The following is a 17,805-nucleotide window of genomic DNA, read 5'->3' as shown; positions in this document are numbered from 1 at the left end:
ATAATGATAGTCTCCGATAAAAAATCTCCATACATTCTTGGTGTTATTCCGGCAAGATTTGCATCTACCAGACTAATGGGAAAACCACTTGCTAACATTGGTGGAAAACCTATGATTCAGCATACTTATGAAAGTGCATCAAAATCAAAGTTGCTGAATAAAATAATAATTGCAGTTGATGATGATAAAGTTGCTGATGTCTGTAAATCATTTGGTGCAGCAGTTATGATGACACCACGCGATGTTCAAACTGGCTCAGATAGAATTGCGATTGTTGCAAAGGAATTTCCGAGAGCTGATATTATTGTTAACATTCAGGGCGATGAACCTTTTATTAAAGGAATTATGATTGACCAGGCAATTGAACCTCTTCTGTTCGATGAAAGCATAAATGTTTCAACTCTCGCAAAAAAAATTATCTCAGTTGACGAACTTAATTCACCATCAATACCGAAAGTTGTATTCGATTATGAAAATTTTGCTTTGTATTTCTCCCGCTCAACAATTCCTTATGTAAGAGATGCAAAAGATGAATCAGAAATACTTGAGATGGCAGACATTTACAAACACATTGGATTATATGCGTTCAGAAGAGAATCACTTTTCAGATTTACTTCTTTAGAACAAACAGATCTGGAACGATGGGAAAAACTTGAGCAACTGAGAATGCTTGAACACGGATTTAAAATAAAAGTTGTGGTAACAGAGTTTGATACATTTTCGGTTGATACTCCTGATGATCTGAAAATAGCAAGACGATTATATTCAAAACTCAAAAAGAAAAAACTTAAAAATGAAAACACCAAAAAAAGTTAATCTCGCTTTAACTCCAACTCCTTTAGAGATAATTAAATATCAGGACAAAAAGTTTTTAATTAAACGGGACGATCTCACCGGTTGTGAACTTTCCGGTAATAAAGTCAGAAAGCTAGAATACATTTTAGCAGATGCAATCAGAAATAAAGCTGATATAATTTTCACCTGTGGAGGAGAGCAATCGAATCACGCCCGAGCAACAACAATTGCAGCAAAGAAATTCGGCATTCCGGTGAAATTATTTCTTTGGGGGAACGAAAGAAAAATTCCAAGTGGTAATTTGTTCCTGAACAAAATGTACGGAGCTGAAATATTATTTCTGAATAAAAATGATTATGAGAAAGTAAATGATATAATGCAATATCAGAGGGAAAAACTTTCAAGAAAAAATATTAATGCTTATGTAATTCCCGAAGGAGGTTCAACTGCAACCGGAATTTTTGGTTATTTCTCGTTCATTATAGAATTAATGAAGCAAACGGACTTGAACAGAGTAAAGGGAATTGTTACAGCAGCAGGAACAGGTGGCACAAGTGCCGGAATGCTTGCAGCTGTTTCTTATCTTAATCTTGATTTGAAAATCGTTGCAGTTAATGTTCTTTATCCTAAAGATGTAATTACGAAAAAGATTTTAATGCTCGCTGAAGCAATTAATCTGGAATTTGATTTAAACGCAAAAATAAAATCGGAAAATCTGATTATACTTGACGGATATTCCGAAGAAGGTTATAAAAATATTTCCAGCGATAAAATTAAACTTATTAGAAATTTTGCTAAAGAAACGGCAATTCTTTTCGATCCGGCTTACACTGGTAAAGCATTCGTTGCATATTATGAAAATTATCTCACTAAAAATCTTGGAATGAAATACATATTTGTTCATACAGGTGGTATTTTCGGTGTTTTTGGAAGAGAAAAAGAATATCTGATTTAAGAGGAAAAAGTTATTAATTTATTTTAAGTTTGTATTAAAAATAAAAGGTGACTAAATGGATTGCATCTTCTGCGAAATAGCTCAGAAAAAATCTCCGGCAGAAATTCTATTTGAGAATGAAAAATTTCTTGCTTTCCTTGATATCAATCCTATCAATTATGGGCACACATTAGTTATTACAAAAGAACATTTCGATAATTTTCTTACTGTTCCTGAAAAAGAACTTTCAGATATTACTAGACTTACACAATATCTTGCCGGCGCAGTAAAAAGGTCATTGAAAGCCGATGGATTTAATATCATTTCGAATAACGGAGCTTCAGCAGGACAAACAGTTTACCATTTTCATTACCATATTATACCAAGATTCGAAAATGATTTTCTGATGAAACCAAGAACAAAAGAATATGATGAGAATGAAATAAAGAATTTTGCTGAACAAATTAAGTCATTCATTTCAAAATATGAGGGCTTAATAAATGGATAGAAGAATAAGAGTATTAGTAGCCAAAGCTGGTCTTGATGGCCATGACAGAGGTGCAAAAGTTATTGCCGCAGCATTGCGTGATGCCGGAATGGAAGTTATTTATACTGGTCTGAGACAAACTCCGGAAATGATTGTTGAAGCTGCAATTCAGGAAGATGTTGATGTAATTGGAATAAGTATTCTTTCCGGCGCTCATATGACTATCTTCCCGAAAATTGTTAACTTATTAAAAGAGCGCGGTGTAACTGATGTTTTAGTTACAGGTGGCGGAATAATTCCCGAAGAAGATATACAGAAATTAAAACAGATGGGCGTTGGTGAATTATTTACTCCAGGTTCTTCTACTACTGCGATTGCTGAATATATCAAAGAATGGGTTAAAGCTCATCCGAGAAATTAAAATTTTCTTTCACTTATTTGAAAGGAGTTTAGAGATGAAGAAATTATTTATACTCTTTGCTCTTCTCTCAACCTGCATTTTTTCACAAACATTAATTCAAACTGTCAATTTACCCAGTAGCACATTCTACAATTACGGTTATGGGTTGGTTTATGTGAATGGTAAATATTGGATTTCTTCGGATAATTCAACTGTTGGTTCCGGAGTTCTGAACGCTGTGAATGATCAGGGAGTTCAGGTTGATAATCTTTTAATTCAATATCCCGGCATAAGAGCCTCGCAAGGTTTGGCTTTCGATGGAACTGATTTCTGGTATGTTGAGAGAAAAGTTGCCAGATGCGATTTGTTCAAAGTCAGCACAACAGGTGTGGTGCTCGATTCAATTACAACCCCTGAAATTTTCGGTGGAAATACTTCAATGATACTTGGCGGTGCTGCGTGGGATGGAACTGGATTATGGATTTCTGTTTATTCACCTGATACAAGAGTTGCTTTGTATAAAGTTAATGTAGCCGCCAGAGCAATCGTTGATACGATTCAAATTCAACAATTTGGACTACAACCAACGGGTATTACCGTTAAAGGTGATACGCTATTTTTCGTTATGGATGGATTTCAGAATAACGATGAAAGAATTTATGCTGTTAGTCTTGCTACAAAGGACACTTTGTTCTCTTTTCATGTTCCTGAACAACCAGGTGTTAGACAAAATCCAAGAGGACTTGCCTGGGACGGAAATTATTTCTGGTTGCTTGCTGAACCAGTTGGTGCTTCATCAGGAAGACAATTATTTAAGTATGACTTAACCGGTTCCGGCACTCCCTCAATTAATCTCTATACCACAACTATCAATTTTGGAAATGTAATGATTGATTCGACTTCAACATCTTCGATACTTATCAGGAATTATGGTTCTGCAAATCTGGTAATTGATTCAGCTAAAGTGAGTAATTCAGTTTTTTCATTGGGAACTTCTTTCCCGGTTATAATTCAACCAGGGGTTACGATTTCAATTCCGGTTTCATTCACTCCAACTGCAAATCAGACATACAATGATTCAGTAATGTTCTTTCATAACGACCCAAACTTTGCTTACTCCAGAACTTTGTTAACCGGAACGGGAGTTTACACTGCGCCTTACATTGTGTTTGTTCCACCAGCATTGGTTTATGGAAATAAAAGAGTTAATTCAACTTCATATCTAACTCTGAAAATTGAAAATCGTGGCTCAAGCATTCTGACAATTGATTCAATAAAATTAAAATCTGATAAGTTTTATTTTGAAAATCTTTTCACACCAGTAAATGTTCTTCCACTTTCTTCTTTCAGTTTCAATGTTTGGTTCAATCCTGATGCATTAAGATTATTCACTGATTCAGTTATCGTTTATTCAAATGCTTCAAATGGAAATGTTCTTTATGTAAGTTGCTCAGGAACAGGTGTGGCAGCTGATCCAACACTCGGAAATATTTTCTGGCAGGGACAAATTCCCCCAAACCCAGGAACAAGTTTGCAGGATTATACACCGCGCTCAATAAAGAAAATTCAGGATATAAATGGAGATGGGATTAAAGATATAGTTGTTGCAACTGAAAATTACTGGACTCTTGCTTTTAATGGAAACAGTAGCGGAAATGGTGATATACTCTGGATGTATTCAACCTACTTTGGAAGTATTAATACTGGTTCGGTTGATTACGAACAGTGTTTGCAAATTGCATCTGATTTGAATAATGATGGTCACGAAGATGTTGTCATTGGCACTGGTGGTGGAAATGAATTCGTTTATGCTCTTAATGGATTAACCGGAGAAGTGCTGTGGGAATTTGGAAATGCTTCAACAACCAGCGATGGTGACATTATGGGTTTAGATGTAAAAAGAGATTTTACCGGTGATGGTATTCCTGATGTTCTTTGCACTGCCAGTGGTAATGAATCAACCGGCGAAGGAAGATTTTCGATTTATCTTCTTAACGGAGCAAATGGTCAGGAAATCTGGAGAATCAATCAGGCATCTGAGCAAAAGTTGAAATATATGGTTACTTCAACTGATGCTGGTGGTGCAGCTGGTTCAAGAGTAGGAACTTTAAATGAAGTGATAGGATTCAATCAAACAGGGGGCATAAGATGGGTATTTCCTACAACTGGAACTCCTTGGACAGTTAAAGAAATTTCTGATATTGGTGGTTTACCTGGTTCTGATGTTGTAATCGGTACTACAACAGGTAGAGTTTATGTAGTTGATGGAAACACCGGACAGCAACTCTGGCAGGCAAATATTGGAAATGTCTTTATCGAAGACCTTAGAGTTACTCCTGATATGAATAATTCAGGTTATCCCGATGTACTTGTTAGTGGAATAAATCCAAATATCTTTTTACTTGAAGGTCAGAATGGAAATGTTATCTGGCAGAATAATACTGGTGGAAATATCCTTGGAAAAGATGTTCTTAGTGATCTGACTGGGGATGGATATCCTGAATTTGGTTCCGCTTCATTGAATAATTTAGTTCACATATATGATGGTATCACTGGTCAAATAAAATTTCAGTATGCATTTGGTGGCGGAGGAAATTCAACTGCTGCCGAGCATGTAGTTGATTTGGATGATATTGATGGTAACCTTAGCGTTGAATTTGTTGCTTGCTCAAGAGATGGAAGAGTGATCTGCTTTTCAGGTGGAACAGATATTATTCCTGTTGAGATGACTACTTTTTACGCAACTGTAAATGGTAATGATGTGAACTTAATATGGTCAACTGCTACCGAGACAAACAATAAAGGATTTGAAATTCAGCGTACATCTATTGAAGAAGACAAGAACAGCAATTGGAAAACAATAGGTTTCGTGAATGGAGTTGGAACAACAACTCAATCCCAAAATTATAGTTATGTTGATAGGAATATCAGTTCAGGTAAATATCTCTACAGATTAAAACAAATTGATTTAGATGGAAGTTATAAATATTCAAATGAGATTGAAGTAATAATAGGATTACCGGATAGATTTGTGTTAGAACAGAATTATCCAAATCCATTTAATCCTGTAACAAAGATAAAATTCAGTTTGCCAGCAGATGTTAAAGGTCAAATATCAAAAGTAGAATTAAAGATATACGATGTACTTGGAAAAGAAGTAGCAACATTGATAAATGAAAACAAGGAAGCAGGGAATTATGAAATCGAATTTGATGCAAATAAATATGGAATAACGAGCGGAGTATATTTCTATCAGCTGAAGTATGGAGAATTGTCTTCAGTAAAGAAACTAGTTTTGTTGAAATAAACTTTATAGGTAAAGAAAAACATGTTTAGTTATAAAACAATCTTATTGACTATCGTTTTTTGTTCGTTACTTTTATCTCAGACTAACAGGAAAGAAGTAACCGATATATCTCCTGATAATCAATATAAAATTTCCTATCTGCTTAATGAGGAAAATAAATTTGGCGAAGTGATTAAAAACTCGCTCGATATTCCATTTGGAACAACACCTGATTGGACTTCAACATTAGAGAGACAAATCGGTGGTATGGCTTGGGGTGATTATGATGATGATGGTGATTTAGATTTAGCTACGGGATGTTATTTCAGTCAGTCTTATCCACCAATTCCTGAGTATGAAGTTCTTATCTATAGAAATGACAACGGTGTACTGACAAACACACCTGCGTGGATTTCATCAGATATGCGCTCAACAACTGATGTTAAATTTGCTGATCTGAATAACGATGGTAAACCCGAATTAATAGCTGCAAATGGAGATCAGAGTTTTGTACCTTCAGTAATTTATTTTAATGGAGCTAATGGATTAAATAATGTACCTGGTTGGTTGTCGCAGGATAATAACTGGACTGTTGGAGCTGCACTTTGTGACATTGATGATGATGGCGATTTAGATCTTGCATTCGGGAATCAGGGAAATACAGTAATTCCAACCAAACCAATTTGTGTTTTTTATAATAACGGAGGAACTTTTACAACAGTACCAAACTGGCTTTCAGCAGATGAAATGATTACAAATTCAGTTGCATTTGGTGATCTTGATAATGCTCAATTAAAATATTCATTTGTTGAATTTTTTGGTGATGGAATCCGTCATGTATTTCCATTAAATCTCTATCCGATTTATTCTATTGACACTGTACTTGTTGATGACATTCCGTATCATTCTTATTGTTATGACCCTGTTAGTGCTTGGATTTCATTAGGAACAGTTCCACAATCAGGATTTACAATTAAAATCAGTTACAGATACATCGCAAAAGGTGATCTTGCTGCTTCAAAGTGGGTGAATTATGAAAGCGGCGTTTATTTTAACAATAATGGGATTCTAAATTCACTTCCGAATTGGACCGTTGGAAATACTCAAAGTCAAAAAGGAATCGCTTGGGCAGATTTTGATAAAGATGGATATCTTGATTTAGCAATTTCAGGAAGCAGTGTTCAGACAGTCATTTATAAAAATAATAATGGAACATTAACTGGACCTGTTTGGACATCAAACTCTGTAAATCCTTCTGCGCAGGAATTAATAACTGGCGATTTGGATAATGATGGATATCCCGAGTTAGCAGTAGTGCATTTCGGCTCAAAGAGGGTAGAGATCTTTAAAAACAGAAACGGAATTTTAGATACTGAACCAACCTGGCTTTATATCGCAGGTTCATCTGCTACATCAATTTCATTTGGTGATGTTAACGGCGATGGTTTTCTAGATCTTGCCGTTGGCACTGCAAGAACCCCAGCAGTAGTTTTTCTGAATCAATCATCTATTATCCCAGTTGAACTGACTTCATTTAATTTTTCTATTGAAGGTAACAATGTTGAATTAAAATGGTCAACTGCTACCGAGACGAACAATAAAGGATTTGAAATTCAGCGCACATCCATTGAAGAAAACAAGAACAGCAATTGGAGAACAATAGGTTTCGTAAATGGAGTTGGAACAACAACTCAATCACAGAGTTATAGTTATGTTGACAAGAATATCAGATCAGGTAAATATCTCTACAGATTAAAACAAATTGATTTTGATGGAAGTTATAAATATTCAAGTGAGATTGAAGTAATAATAGGATTGCCAGATAGATTTGTGTTAGAACAGAATTATCCAAATCCATTTAATCCTGTAACAAAGATAAAATTCAGTTTGCCAGCAGATGTTAAAGGTCAAACATCAAAAGTAGAATTAAAGATATACGATGTACTTGGAAAAGAAGTAGCAACATTGATAAATGAAAACAAGGAAGCAGGGAATTATGAAATCGAATTTGATGCAAATAAATATGGAATAACGAGCGGAGTATATTTCTATCATCTGAAGTATGGGGAATTATCTTCTGTTAAAAAATTTGTACTGATGAAATAAAATATCATTTACATAACAAACAGAAATTTAATTTTTTTTCTACTCGTACGAGTATGAGAATCTGATTCTCTTCTCCCATTCAAATAATCTGTTCTGGAATTTCTGATTTGGCTAATTAACCCAACAATATTAACTAACTACAGGAGGCAATATGACTCTCAGAAAGCGTGCTTTCGGATTGTCAATTGGGGTTGTAATGGGGCTTTCATTTCTATTTTTGACTTGGTTTCTGCTCTGGAGAAATTCTCCCGGAGAAATTATGTCAAAGTTCAGCTCAGTTTTTTATGGTTACTCTTACAGCTGGGTAGGTGGAATTGTAGGTTTCATTTGGGGATTAGTCGTTGGCTTTGTTTTAGGTGTACTTATTGCCTGGTTCTATGATATTTTCTCAAAAATGCTTTATAAAGAGAAATAATTTGTAAAATTCCCCGCTTAAGCTGAATATTGAGCGGGGTATTTTTTATTTCTTTTACAACCCAAAGAATTCAACTTACATCATTCAATTTCTTCCTTTATAATCGAGGTATAATTCCTTATATTTGCACCTGTTTTTAATAAAAATTATACGGAAGACAGGATAAAATATGAGTTCATTCAAAGAAGAATTAAATCCCGCCCAACTCGCAGCAGTAGAATATATTGATGGTCCGCAGATAATTATTGCTGGTGCTGGTTCAGGAAAGACAAGGGTGCTTACTTATAAAATTGCTTATTTACTAAAAAAGAACTTCAAACCGGAAAGTATTTTAGCGCTTACCTTTACAAATAAAGCTGCAAATGAAATGAAAGAGAGAATTAAAGAGCTTGTACCTAAAAAAGCGGATTCTCTCTGGATGGGAACATTCCATTCTATCTTCGCAAAGATTCTGAGAATTGAATCAAAGCATATCAATTACGATAGTAATTTCTCTATTTATGATACCATAGATTCGCTTTCGCTTGTTCAGAACATTATGGAAGATTTGAATATTGATCAGGATAAAATTCAACCGGGTGCTATAAGACATAGAATAAGCTTTGTAAAGAATCATATGGTAACTCCGGAAGAGTTCAGAAAAAGTTATGTAAAATCTTTCTTCGATGAAAAAGTTGCAGATGTGTTTGAAGAATATGAAAAGAGACTTTATTCATTCAATGCAATGGATTTTGATGATTTACTTTTAAAGCCAATTTATCTGTTTAATGATAAACCATCTATTTTGAAAAAATATCGTTCTATGTTCGAATATGTTTTGGTTGATGAATTTCAGGATACAAACAAAGCTCAATATGAATTGCTGAGAACTCTTGTTCCAAAAAATGGATTGATTTCAGTTGTTGGTGATGATGCACAAAGTATTTATAGCTGGCGTGGTGCTCAGGTAAGTAATATGCAGGAATTTCAGAAAGATTTTTCAAAAGTTAAAATCTTTAAACTTGAACAGAATTATCGTTCAACTAAGACAATTCTCAAAGCAGCAGACTCTGTAATAAAGAATAATCCAAATCAATTGGAAAAAACTTTATGGACTGATAATGAAGAAGGTGAACCAATTGTATTGTTAAAATGTGCTGATGAAAAAGATGAAGCTGCTCAGATTGCAAAATATATCAAGCAGGAAACCTCCAAAAAGAAACTTACATTTAATGATTTTGCAATTCTCTACCGCACTAATGCTCAATCCCGTGCAATGGAAGATATTTTCCGTAGGGAAAAAATTCCTTATATAATTATTGGTGGGGTAGAATTCTACAAAAGAAAAGAAGTTAAAGATGTAATTGCATATCTGAGGGTAATTGCAAATCCAAATGATCAGGAAAGTTTGCTTAGAATTATGAACTTTCCGCAAAGAGGAATTGGAAACACAACAATTGTGAGAATGCTTGCTTTTGCTAAAAAGCATAATCTTACTCTGTTTCAAACAATGGCAAGAGTGTTTGAAGTAATTGACATCAAAGAGAGAATTCAGAAGAATGTTAAGAACTTCAAAATTTTACTTGATAAATACATCGGATTAAAAGATAAATTATCTATCGGAGAACTAACAAGAGCTTTGATTGATGAACTTGGCATTATCAAAATGTTTAAAGAAGATAATACTCCTGAATCATTGCAGAGAATGGAAAATGTCAATCAATTGATTGCGTGGATTTCTGAATATTCTGAACAGAACAAAGATGTTATGCTCGAGCAATTTCTTGAGGAGGTTTCTCTCATATCCGATATAGATAATTATTCTTCAGATAAAAATGCAGTTGCAATGCTTACTTTCCACAGTGCAAAAGGACTTGAGTGGCCAATCGTTTTCGTTACCGGATGTGAAGAAGACATTTTCCCAATTGCTCCTAAGTTCAGTCAGGATACATCCGTTGAGGAGGAAAGAAGATTATTTTATGTGGCATTAACAAGAGCCCAGAAAAAAGCTTATATCACTCACGCGAGATCAAGATACAGATTTGGAGAAGTTGCTTATCAAAGTCGCTCAAGATTTATTGATGAACTTGACCCTTCAACATATAAAGAAGTAAATGGTGGTTTGGGTAGAAAGGGAAATCGTAAAACTAAAAAAGAACTCTACTACGAGTATTTCCAGAATGTTGATTATGAAAACTTCAATCAGGAAGGTGCAACACTAAAGCCGGGAAGCAGAGTTATGCACGACAAATTCGGGCTTGGTCGCGTTATAGATGTAGTAGGAAGTGGAGATATGACAAAAGCTATTGTACATTTTGAAGGGAACAATGTTAAGCAATTAATGCTTAAGTTTGCTAAGCTAAAAGTTCTTTAATAGATTTTAATGAAATAAAACTGATTTAATGGAGTTGTAACTATGACAATTGCACCAAAAAAATTAGCAATACTTGTTGGCGGTGGTCCTGCACCAGGAATAAATAGTGTTATCGGTGCAGCAACAATTCGTGCAGCAGTTGAAGGTATTGAAGTGCTCGGAATTAAAGATGGCTTCCAGTGGATAATGGAAGGCGATATAACAAGAGTAAAAGAATTAACCATTCACAATGTAAGTCGTATTCACTTCAGAGGTGGGTCTTATATTGGAATTTCCAGAGCAAATCCGACTAAAGATAAAAAACATCTGGAGAACACTGTCACCTCTTTGCTTAGACTTAATGTTGATAAACTTATTACAATTGGCGGTGATGATACTGCTTATAGTGCATTGAAAGTTAATGAAATGGCTGCAGGAAGAATTAAAGTTGTGCATGTTCCAAAAACAATTGATAACGATCTCGATCTTCCTCACGGAATTCCTACTTTTGGTTTTCAGACTGCAAGACATATCGGAGTTGATATTGTAAAAAATCTTATGGTTGATGCTCAAACAACCTCGCGTTGGTATTTCGTTATTTCGATGGGAAGAAAAGCCGGACATCTTGCATTGGGAATTGGTAAAGCAACAGGTGCTACACTAACACTAATTCCCGAAGAATTTACAGGTAAAGAAATAAAACTTAATCATATAGTTGACATTCTTGTTGGTGCGATTATAAAAAGACTAAGTTACGGCAGACCGGATGGTGTTGCAATTATTGCAGAAGGATTGGTTGAACATTTAAACCCTGCTGACCTTGAAGATTTGGTAACTGTTGAAAGAGATGCACACGACAATATCAGAATTGCTGAAATTAATTTCGGTGAAATACTTAAAGCAAAAGTTCAGGAACGATTAAAACAATTCGGATTGAAAGCTACAATCGTTGCAAAGAACATTGGTTATGAATTACGCTGCGCCGATCCAATTCCATTTGATATGGAATATACGAGAGATCTTGGATTTGCTGCTTCTCAGTTTATTCTTAGTGGTGGAAGCGGTGCAATGGTTTCAATTCAGAATGGAAGATTTGTTCCTTTATACTTTAATGAAATTCTCGATCCTAAAACCGGACGCACAAAAGTCAGGATGGTTGATCCTTCATCAGAATCATTCTACATTGCAAGAAGATATATGCTCAGATTAAATCAGGCAGATTTTGATGACCCACATGAATTAGCTAAGCTTGCTGCAACAGCAGGTATTTCTATTGATGAATTTAGAAATCAGTTTTACTATCTGATTGAAAATGATTTACTGTATAAATTTATTCGTGAAGGAAAGATTGAATTAGCATCTCAGGACAGTAATTGGGCATATAATCCACCAGTTCCTTCAAGAGATGCTGAGAATGAATTAAACGGTGAAACAATGTTGCCAAATTTGTAATTGTTTAGATTCCAGAAGTTTAGATAAGCCCCGATTGAAATTTTTCTTTCGGGGCTTTTATTTTATTTGGAGTTATTACCTTTTAATACTTTATAAAAACAATAGGAAATTAAAGTTAAAATTACTCCCCAGGCCAAAGTTAGAAATATCCATCCTTCAGTTGTCATTCCCATTAGAAAATCTCCTTTCTGTTGTTCCAGGCTTTTTTAACTAACCACATAATTCCACCAAGAAGAATTAACATTAACACTCTTGAACCCCAGATGTAAGGCACATTTTCAGGTGCAACATTTTTAAGTAATAAAGTTGGAAGAGCATTCTGTACAAACCACCAAACCATAATTCCTGCAAGGATCAGAGGAGTTATATATTTCATTATGTAATAAAATATTCTTGGTATTTTGATATCGCCACCATCATTCATTTCTTTCCAGGCTTTATCAGCACCGAAAACCCACATAAATAAAATTGTTTCCATTAAAGCAAAAACAACTAAACCAAAAGTTCCTGCCCAATAATCCATTTCATCTAAAAATCCGTACTTCAAAAAGAATACAACAAATTGAACAGAGATTAAAACTACTGCTGCAAGAGTTAAAACTGCTTTTCTTCTATCCATTCCAAATTCATCTTCAAGAAATGCTACTATCGGCTGACCCATCGCAACTGAGGAAGTTATTCCTGCAAAAAATAAAAGTAAGAACCAAAGGAAACCAAAAATCTCACCAAGAGGTAAGTGAGCACTTCCGAAAATTGCTGGCATTGCAACAAATCCTAAGTTAAAAGCACCACCTTGTGCAATAGCTTTAGTCATATCTAATCCGAAGAATGCAACAGCAACAGGAATTGCAATAGAAGCTCCTAAAACTACTTCTGCAAATTCATTTGTAGAAGCTGTTGTTAAAGCTGAAAGTGCAATATCATCTTTCGGCTTAAGGTAGCTTGCATAAGCGTGTATTGTTCCCATTCCAACTGATAATGTGAAGAATATTTGTCCTGCAGCTGCTAACCATATAATCGGATTTCCTAATTGATTAAAATCCGGATTCCAAATAAATGCGAATCCATTCTCAACGGAATTATCAGGTAATGACGGATCAGGAGTTCCTAATGTAATAACACGGACAACGAGTATTATCGCAAAGATGAAAAGTAACGGCATTGCTATCTTAGCTAATTTTTCTATACCCTGAGCTATTCCTCTGTAGAGAATATAAAAATTAAGGCAGAATGTGAATAACATTAATAAGTACGCTGTCCAAATTGAAGAGAATGTGCTGGATTCTGTTACACCTTGATAACTTGAAAGAAAGTTAGGCATTGTTTGAACAGTTTCATTGGAAAAAAATCCCAGTATGGAGAAGATACTGAAACCAAGCGTCCAGGATTCTATATAAGTGTAGTAAATAAGAATAGTAAGTGATATGAATAATCCGAAAGAACCAAGATATTTAGCAAGTTTATGTTTCCATAACACATCGAACATTCCAGGTGCACTACCGTGTCTGTATTTTCCACCGTGTCTTCCGATACCCCATTCAATCCACATCAAAGGAATTCCAAGCAAAATAAAAAAGATGAAATAGGGAATCATAAATGCCCCACCGCCGTTTTGTGCTGCCTGCACAGGAAATCTTAAAAAGTTTCCCAGACCGACTGCATTTCCGGCGACTGCCAGTATTAGTCCGATTCTTGTTCCCCATTGTTCTCTTTCACCAGAATTTGCCATTTAACCTCCGGTTTTTGAAGAATAAAAAATTTGCGTGTTGAATATCATTACTTTCATTTAATTTTTCAAATAAAAGAAAATTTTTATAATCAAATTTTTATAAAGGCATAGCTCACAAATTTTTGTTTCTTATTCATCAATTATTTATTAAATTTATTCCAGATAAAAAATAAAAGGAGATAACTATGCCCAAAAATTTTGTATCCAATAAAGATGAAACAGTTAGAATGTTTAACAATGATTTTCTCGAAGCTTTATCACGAGTTCATCCTTCAGTTCCATTAATTATTTATGTGCCGGTTGTTGTTTATGTTCTTTATCTGGCAGTTGCTGAATATTCTCTTTCATTTCTAACAATACTTGGTCTTTTTGTGTTTGGGGTATTTGTATGGACAGTTACAGAATACTTGTTACACAGATTTGTATTTCACTTCAAACCGAAAAGTCAATTGGGAGAAAAACTTCACTTTATTTTTCACGGAGTTCATCACGATTATCCAAGTGATTCAAAAAGACTGGTGATGCCTCCATCTGTTTCAATTCCTCTTGCAGTTTTGTTTTTCTTCTTGTTCAAGTACCTGATTGGCTCCATTTATGTCTATCCTTTCTTTGCAGGATTTCTTGTTGGTTATTTGTTTTATGATATAACACACTACGCAATTCATCATTTCAATATGCATAGTAAATTCTGGCTCGAAATTAAAAACCATCATATGCGTCATCATTATTTAGATCCGAACAAAGGATTTGGTGTAAGCACACCTTTATGGGATATTATCATTGGAACTAACTTCAGATTAAAAAAGGAAGAGCAAAAAGCCAACTAAATTTTTCAAAGCAGACTTAAACGATGAGAATTATACGATTTTATTTCATCATTGTTTTAAGTCTGCTTTTTCATTCCTGCAATCCTCAATCGAATGAAACATTATTTTTAAGATTAAATCAGATTGGTTTTTTACCGGCTGATTATAAAACTGCAGTGATCATTTCCAGAAAACCATTCGAAGAAAAAATTTTTAAGATAAAGAACTCCGAAGACGAAACAATTTTTGTTGATTCAATTCAACAGCTTCCATTCAAACTAAACTCAAATTTTAACTACTCGGCTTTGATTAATTTTTCAGATTTGAATAAATCAGGCGAGTACTTCATTGAGTTTCAAAAAGTAAAATCTTATGCTTTCAGGATTGATGAAAATGTGTTTAATGCAGTTAGAGATTCGTTGAGCAAATTTTTTCGGGTTCAAAGATGCGGACCAACTAATCCTTTATTACATAATGTATGTCACCTTCAGGATGCTTCCAAAGTTATTGGCTATACTGATTCAACAGGAATCGATTTGACCGGTGGCTGGCATGATGCAGGCGATTATATAAAATTTTTATATACAACTTCCTTCACTACCTATATGCTTCTTTTCAGTTATGAATTCGCTCCGGAAAAATTTTCCTTTGATTTAGATAATGATTCTGTACCTGATATACTTCAGGAAGCAAGAGTTGGTTTGGATTTTTTGCTTCGTTGTAACTTTGCTGATGATGCTTTCATTTCTCAAGTTCAGGATGACAGAGACCACACAGCCGGTTGGCGACTACCGGATGAAGATGCTTTTACATATGATCGTCCGGCTTTTGTAAAAATGAATCGAAGTCAAATTGGACTTTACAGTGCTGCTCTGGCAATTGCCTCAAGAATTTGGAAAGAGAGATTTTACGATTATGAATTTTCTAAAAAATGTTTAAATGTATCGAAAAAAATTTTTGAACTCAGAGAAAAAATTGAAGATTATAATGATGATGAGAAATATTATAAACAGAACGAGTTCCAATCAAAACTTGCATTAGCAGCAATAGAAATTTTTGAATCATCAAAAGAAAATAAATATCTTGAAACTGCACTTGATTATGGAAGTCAAATAAAAGAAAATAATTGGTGGAGCTGGGGAGATTTTAATGCTTTGGTTTTTTATAAACTTGCGGAGTATGACTCTAACTTCACTTCAAGATTAAAATCTATTTTACAATTCTACAGTAGCTATTCAAATTCAAATTTATTTGGTGAAGCGCATCCTTATAATTGGGGAACTACTCACTCCTTTGTGGGAGTTGTATTGAGTTCTATTTTATTCAAGAAACTTACCGGCTCTGATGAGTTTGACAGTCTTGCAGTCATAAATCGGGATTTTATTTTAGGAAGGAATGCGTGGGGAATGAGTTTTATATACAACATTGGAAAGAATTTTCCGAAAAGAATTCATCATCATATTGCATATTTCAATAAAGGATATCTTCCCGGAGCAATGGTTTCAGGACCCGCGCCTGATTCACTCTTAAAAAAATTCAATTTATTCCCTTCAAAAAACGAATTAACTGATTTTAATTTTTCTGCAATATATTCTGACGAATTTGAAAATTACATCACAAACGAACCCACAATTTCTTCCAATGCAACAGCATTATTTATCTGCGGTTATTACTCAAAATAACAATTTTCTGCTTGTTGCATTATAATACAACAATTTTAAGCTTGTCTCTTATTAGTTCAAATATCGTTTATTAGTTCACATTATTGAACGCAATAGAGCAGGTTGGCGGTATAATTTTTGGGTAAATTATAAAAATTTTAAGATTAAAATGAAAAAAGCTGTGCAACTATTTCCTTCTGGAATTTCCATAATTGATAGTGCTTGGGGAGGGCTTTACAGAGGCGGCACTTATTTATTAGTCGGTGAAAGAAAAACAGGCAAAACTCTTTTGAGTATTCAATTTGCAGTTGAGACTGCAAAACAAAAAGAAGTATGTCTGTTCTTTACCAACACCAGACCAAAGGATTTAATGATTCAGGCAGCATCAATTGATGTTGACCTTGAATATTATATGAATCAAAATTTAATAATTGTCGTAAGAGTTGCTCCACCACCAGAGCCAGCTCAGTTTGGAAGCAGAGATGATTATTTGGGAGAATACCTTAGCGATATAATTACAGTTGTAAATCAGTATAATCCAACAAGATTAGTTTTTGATGAAATCACTCCTTATGTTGAATTCGAAGACCCAATTAAACTAAGGGAAATTTTTTCGAACACATTTGAGCAAATTGAAGATCTTGGTGTTACAAGTTTACTTGCCATCAGGGAACCTGCCTCAGCTTCTACTCAGATGATTTTTAACATTCTTAATACTTATGCTACTGGTGTTATTCAGCTTTCTAAAAAAGCAGATTCAAATGGTTCGACCAAAAGTGGAATAATTGATATTCAACCAAACATTGGACATACGGAAGGAAGATTTAAAGCTCATTACTCAATTGAACCTTACAAAGGAATCACAACGGATTTCAAAACTCCCAAAACAAAAGAAACTGAAAGAATTCCAGATAAAATTGGAAATTATATTCCACTATCTGAGATTAAGACTTCGGGAGAAGAAATTACTATACCAAATTTTTATTCTTTGGAAGATTTTAAGCTAATCCTCAACAACCAGATTGCGATGTTTAAGACTACTGGTCAGGTTTTTACACTGGTTTCTTTCAGACTCGCATCAAAGGAAAATAGAAATTCCTCATTAACAATTAATCAACTCAAGCATATCATCAGAATTTCATCAGAGAAGAAAGATAAAATCTGTCAGGTTGATGAAAAGATTTGTGTTCTTCTGGTAAAAGAAGATCCGAAATCAATTTCAGATTTCATTAACAAAATAAAACTTAACCTACCTACTGACGATCCTGCAGAAAGAGAACAAATAGCTTCAGATATTTTCTTTTACTACCTTAAAGTGTCTGATTCATTTGATAACGCTGATCAGATGCTTGCTAAGATGCATTTCGAAGTAAAGGATTCGATAAATTCTCTTTCTTCGTGA

At 34.4% G+C, this 17,805-nt stretch carries 13 protein-coding genes; 12 read left to right on the top strand and 1 reads right to left on the bottom strand.

Going from position 1 to position 17,805, the window contains the following annotated elements; genetic code table 11:
• Positions 1-3: 3 nt before the first annotated feature.
• The 9 genes from kdsB to pfp all read left to right on the top strand — a co-directional run bounded on the left by kdsB (position 4) and on the right by pfp (position 12,207).
• A complete protein-coding gene (kdsB, locus tag Q0X14_RS04825; RefSeq protein WP_297843196.1) occupies positions 4-816 on the top strand; it encodes a 3-deoxy-manno-octulosonate cytidylyltransferase in 813 nt (270 codons plus the stop codon).
• A complete protein-coding gene (locus Q0X14_RS04820) occupies positions 794-1,750 on the top strand; it encodes a pyridoxal-phosphate dependent enzyme (protein WP_297843193.1) in 957 nt (318 codons plus the stop codon). Before kdsB ends, Q0X14_RS04820 begins: the two co-directional genes overlap by 23 nt.
• A gap of 55 nt (positions 1,751-1,805) precedes the next feature.
• Positions 1,806-2,237 carry an HIT family protein gene (locus Q0X14_RS04815; protein ID WP_297843191.1) on the top strand — a complete coding sequence of 144 codons (432 nt, stop codon included), beginning with the start codon at positions 1,806-1,808 and terminating at the stop codon, positions 2,235-2,237.
• On the top strand, positions 2,230-2,637 hold the full coding sequence (locus tag Q0X14_RS04810; protein WP_014560894.1) for a cobalamin B12-binding domain-containing protein: 408 nt from the start codon (positions 2,230-2,232) through the stop codon (positions 2,635-2,637). The genes Q0X14_RS04815 and Q0X14_RS04810 overlap by 8 nt, the downstream gene beginning before the upstream one ends.
• A gap of 34 nt (positions 2,638-2,671) precedes the next feature.
• On the top strand, positions 2,672-5,923 hold the full coding sequence (locus tag Q0X14_RS04805; protein ID WP_297843186.1) for a choice-of-anchor D domain-containing protein: 3,252 nt from the start codon (positions 2,672-2,674) through the stop codon (positions 5,921-5,923).
• Positions 5,924-5,944: 21 nt separating this feature from the next.
• Positions 5,945-8,008: an FG-GAP-like repeat-containing protein gene (locus tag Q0X14_RS04800; protein ID WP_297843183.1), complete on the top strand. Its 2,064-nt coding sequence runs from the start codon at positions 5,945-5,947 to the stop codon at positions 8,006-8,008.
• Between the two features lie 151 nt (positions 8,009-8,159).
• Positions 8,160-8,423, top strand: coding sequence for a hypothetical protein (locus tag Q0X14_RS04795; RefSeq protein ID WP_297843181.1), 264 nt, complete (start codon positions 8,160-8,162; stop codon positions 8,421-8,423).
• 169 nt (positions 8,424-8,592) lie between these two features.
• Positions 8,593-10,776 (top strand): UvrD-helicase domain-containing protein, encoded by a 2,184-nt coding sequence (locus Q0X14_RS04790; protein WP_297843179.1) that lies wholly within the window; start codon positions 8,593-8,595, stop codon positions 10,774-10,776.
• A gap of 42 nt (positions 10,777-10,818) precedes the next feature.
• Positions 10,819-12,207 carry a diphosphate--fructose-6-phosphate 1-phosphotransferase gene (gene pfp / locus Q0X14_RS04785; protein WP_297843176.1) on the top strand — a complete coding sequence of 463 codons (1,389 nt, stop codon included), beginning with the start codon at positions 10,819-10,821 and terminating at the stop codon, positions 12,205-12,207.
• Positions 12,208-12,379: 172 nt separating this feature from the next.
• Here pfp and Q0X14_RS04780 read toward each other — a convergent pair whose 3' ends face one another.
• Positions 12,380-13,936 (bottom strand): sodium-dependent transporter, encoded by a 1,557-nt coding sequence (locus Q0X14_RS04780; RefSeq protein ID WP_297843174.1) that lies wholly within the window; start codon positions 13,934-13,936, stop codon positions 12,380-12,382.
• A 185-nt stretch (positions 13,937-14,121) separates the two neighbouring features.
• On the opposite strand from Q0X14_RS04780, the gene Q0X14_RS04775 reads away from it, so the two are divergent.
• From Q0X14_RS04775 to Q0X14_RS04765, 3 genes are all read left to right on the top strand, one after another.
• Entirely contained in the window at positions 14,122-14,763 is a 642-nt protein-coding gene (locus Q0X14_RS04775; RefSeq protein ID WP_297843171.1) for a sterol desaturase family protein, read from the top strand.
• 23 nt (positions 14,764-14,786) lie between these two features.
• Positions 14,787-16,424 (top strand): glycoside hydrolase family 9 protein, encoded by a 1,638-nt coding sequence (locus Q0X14_RS04770; RefSeq protein ID WP_297843168.1) that lies wholly within the window; start codon positions 14,787-14,789, stop codon positions 16,422-16,424.
• A gap of 148 nt (positions 16,425-16,572) precedes the next feature.
• On the top strand, positions 16,573-17,805 hold the full coding sequence (locus Q0X14_RS04765) for an ATPase domain-containing protein (protein ID WP_297843165.1): 1,233 nt from the start codon (positions 16,573-16,575) through the stop codon (positions 17,803-17,805).

This window comes from Ignavibacterium sp. (assembly GCF_025998815.1).
Classification (GTDB): Bacteria; Bacteroidota; Ignavibacteria; order Ignavibacteriales; family Ignavibacteriaceae; genus Ignavibacterium.
The sequence above is the reverse complement of the archived record's forward strand: the minus strand, read 5'-3'. Positions and strand labels throughout refer to the sequence as shown.

What these genes read in the sequence shown, in the direction of transcription:
- kdsB (WP_297843196.1), top strand. Translation starts at nt 4, where the DNA reads ATGATAGTCTCCGATAAAAAATCTCCATACATTCTTGGTGTTATTCCG.
- Q0X14_RS04820 (WP_297843193.1), top strand. Translation starts at nt 794, where the DNA reads ATGAAAACACCAAAAAAAGTTAATCTCGCTTTAACTCCAACTCCTTTA.
- Q0X14_RS04815 (WP_297843191.1), top strand. Translation starts at nt 1,806, where the DNA reads ATGGATTGCATCTTCTGCGAAATAGCTCAGAAAAAATCTCCGGCAGAA.
- Q0X14_RS04810 (WP_014560894.1), top strand. Translation starts at nt 2,230, where the DNA reads ATGGATAGAAGAATAAGAGTATTAGTAGCCAAAGCTGGTCTTGATGGC.
- Q0X14_RS04805 (WP_297843186.1), top strand. Translation starts at nt 2,672, where the DNA reads ATGAAGAAATTATTTATACTCTTTGCTCTTCTCTCAACCTGCATTTTT.
- Q0X14_RS04800 (WP_297843183.1), top strand. Translation starts at nt 5,945, where the DNA reads ATGTTTAGTTATAAAACAATCTTATTGACTATCGTTTTTTGTTCGTTA.
- Q0X14_RS04795 (WP_297843181.1), top strand. Translation starts at nt 8,160, where the DNA reads ATGACTCTCAGAAAGCGTGCTTTCGGATTGTCAATTGGGGTTGTAATG.
- Q0X14_RS04790 (WP_297843179.1), top strand. Translation starts at nt 8,593, where the DNA reads ATGAGTTCATTCAAAGAAGAATTAAATCCCGCCCAACTCGCAGCAGTA.
- pfp (WP_297843176.1), top strand. Translation starts at nt 10,819, where the DNA reads ATGACAATTGCACCAAAAAAATTAGCAATACTTGTTGGCGGTGGTCCT.
- Q0X14_RS04780 (WP_297843174.1), bottom strand. Translation starts at nt 13,936, where the DNA reads ATGGCAAATTCTGGTGAAAGAGAACAATGGGGAACAAGAATCGGACTA.
- Q0X14_RS04775 (WP_297843171.1), top strand. Translation starts at nt 14,122, where the DNA reads ATGCCCAAAAATTTTGTATCCAATAAAGATGAAACAGTTAGAATGTTT.
- Q0X14_RS04770 (WP_297843168.1), top strand. Translation starts at nt 14,787, where the DNA reads ATGAGAATTATACGATTTTATTTCATCATTGTTTTAAGTCTGCTTTTT.
- Q0X14_RS04765 (WP_297843165.1), top strand. Translation starts at nt 16,573, where the DNA reads ATGAAAAAAGCTGTGCAACTATTTCCTTCTGGAATTTCCATAATTGAT.